Below are 2,133 nucleotides of genomic sequence, written 5' to 3'. Positions count from 1 at the left end.
GCGGCGCGGGTCATCGACTACAAGACGGGGAAACCGCAGGCGACGGCGAGCGCCGTCTTCGACCGCGGACGCACGCTGCAGCTTCCCGTGTATATCCTCGCGGCGCAGGCCATGCTCGACGCGGCCGCGCGCGGGGCGAAGGTCGAAAGCGCGGAGTACCTCTACGTCACGGCGCAGCGGCGCGAGTCGCGCTCGCTCTCGCGGGAGGACCTCGAGGGCGCCCGGGACGACTTCGCGAAGGCCGTCGGGCTCATCGTGAAGGGCATCGCCGAGGGCATGTTCTTCCCGTGGCCCGAGGAGAACCGCTGCGACTCCTGCGACTTCGCCGCCGCGTGCGGCACGAACTCGGTCGTCCTCGCGCTCGCCCGCATGAAGCAGGGGGACCGGCGGGCGAGGTTCTTCACCGAGGGACTGGCGGTCATCGAATGAGCGCGACCACGAAAGACGCGCGCGACCGCGCGCTCGCCGAGGGCCGAAACGGCGGGCTCGATCGCACGTACCTCGTCGAGGCGGGCGCCGGCACGGGCAAGACGCGCGTGCTCGTGACCCGCTTCCTCGCGCTCCTCCGCGAGGGCCGCGACATCTCGCGGATCGTCGCCATCACCTTCACCGAGAAGGCCGCAGGGGAACTGAAGGTGCGCCTGCGCACCGCGCTCGAGGAGGCGGTGCGGCGCGGCGAGAGCGCGCTCTCCGAGCCCCTCCTCCACGTGGACCGCGCCGTCATCGGGACCATCCACTCGTTCTGCGGCACGCTCCTCCGCGAGAGCCCCGTCGAGGCGCGCGTGGACCCGAACTTCGCGGTGGCCGACGGCCTGGCGCGGACGCTCCTCGTGTCGCGCGCCTGGGACGCGTGGCTCGAGGAAGAGCTCTCGGCCGGGCTTCCGCCCGCGCTGGGAGAGGCCAGAACCCTGGGCTTCACGCTGGAGCGCGCCCGGGAGCTGGCCGACCTCCTCGCCGCGAACCGCGACCTCATCGGGCAGGTCCCGGGACCGCGCGATGCCGGGGCCGACGGGGACACGGACGCCTTCGCCGCGCTCCTCGAGCGCGAAGCGTCCGAATTCGTGCGCTTGGCGCGCGAGCACTGCGAGAGCGACACGGACGGCGGGCTCCGCGCCATCCTCGACTTCGCCGATGCCGTATCTGCCGCGTCGTACCTGACCGGCCCGGCGCGGACCTCGTACCTCCTCAAGCGCGTGAGGCCCGCGCCGGGCCCGAAGCAGGGGAACAAGGCGAACTGGGACGCGGCCGTGCTCGCGTCCCTCCGCGAGCGCGCCGCCGCGCTCAGGGCGCGGCAGGAGGAACTCGCCGCGATCGCGTCGCACAACGCGGCCGTCGCGCTCGTCGCGTGGCTGCGCGGGTTCGTGGAGCACTACGAGGCAGAGAAAATCAGGGCCGGCATGCTCGACTTCGACGACCTCCTCCTCAAGGCCCGCGCGCTCCTCAGGGACGACCTTGCCGCGCGCGAGCGCTGGAAGGCCGCGTACGAGCGCATCCTCGTGGACGAGTTCCAGGACACCGACCCGCTCCAATGCGAGGTCGTGTTCTTCCTCTCCGAGGTGAAGGGCGGGCGCGCACGAGAGTGGCACGAGGTCGAGATCGAGCCGGGCAAGCTCTTCATCGTCGGCGATCCGAAGCAGTCCATCTACCGGTTCCGCCGCGCCGACATCGAGATGTACGAGCGCGCGAAGTCGGTGGCCGGCGGGCTCCTCCACCTCACGGAGAACTTCCGCACGAGACCGGCGATCGTCGCCGAGGTGAACGCGGCGTTCGACGGCGTGATGGCGCCGCCCGAGGACGGCAGGAAGTACCAGCCGGCGTACGAGTCGCTCTCGGCGGCCCGCGCCGACACCGACGCGGCGCCCGGCGTGGTGCTGCTCATGCCGCCCGGCGGCGCGCCCCAGGGTGAGAGCGTCGAGGAGGTGCGCGTCGAGGAGGCCCGCGCCGTCGCGGTGTTCCTCGCCGAGGCGCGGGATGGGGGCTCACTCCGGGTGTGGGACCGCGGCAAGGACGCGTGGCGGCCCGCCGGCCTCGGTGACATGGCGGTCCTCTTCCGGCGGACGGCCGCGCTCGAGGCCTACGAGGACGCCCTCTCCGCGTACGATCTGGAGTTCCGCGTCGCGGGCGGCAGACGCT

At 72.6% G+C, this 2,133-nt stretch carries 2 protein-coding genes; both read left to right on the top strand.

Annotated elements, in window-relative coordinates; all coding sequences use genetic code 11:
- On the top strand, positions 1-429 hold a 429-nt coding region (locus tag FJY74_09815; protein MBM3308609.1), incomplete at its 5' end, for a PD-(D/E)XK nuclease family protein.
- A partial coding sequence (locus FJY74_09810; GenBank protein ID MBM3308608.1) for a UvrD-helicase domain-containing protein occupies positions 426-2,133 on the top strand: 1,708 nt, incomplete at its 3' end. The genes FJY74_09815 and FJY74_09810, both read left to right, overlap by 4 nt.

The organism is Candidatus Effluviviaceae Genus I sp. (assembly GCA_016867725.1).
Taxonomy (GTDB): Bacteria; Joyebacterota; Joyebacteria; order Joyebacterales; family Joyebacteraceae; genus VGIX01.
The sequence above is the reverse complement of the archived record's forward strand: the minus strand, read 5'-3'. Positions and strand labels throughout refer to the sequence as shown.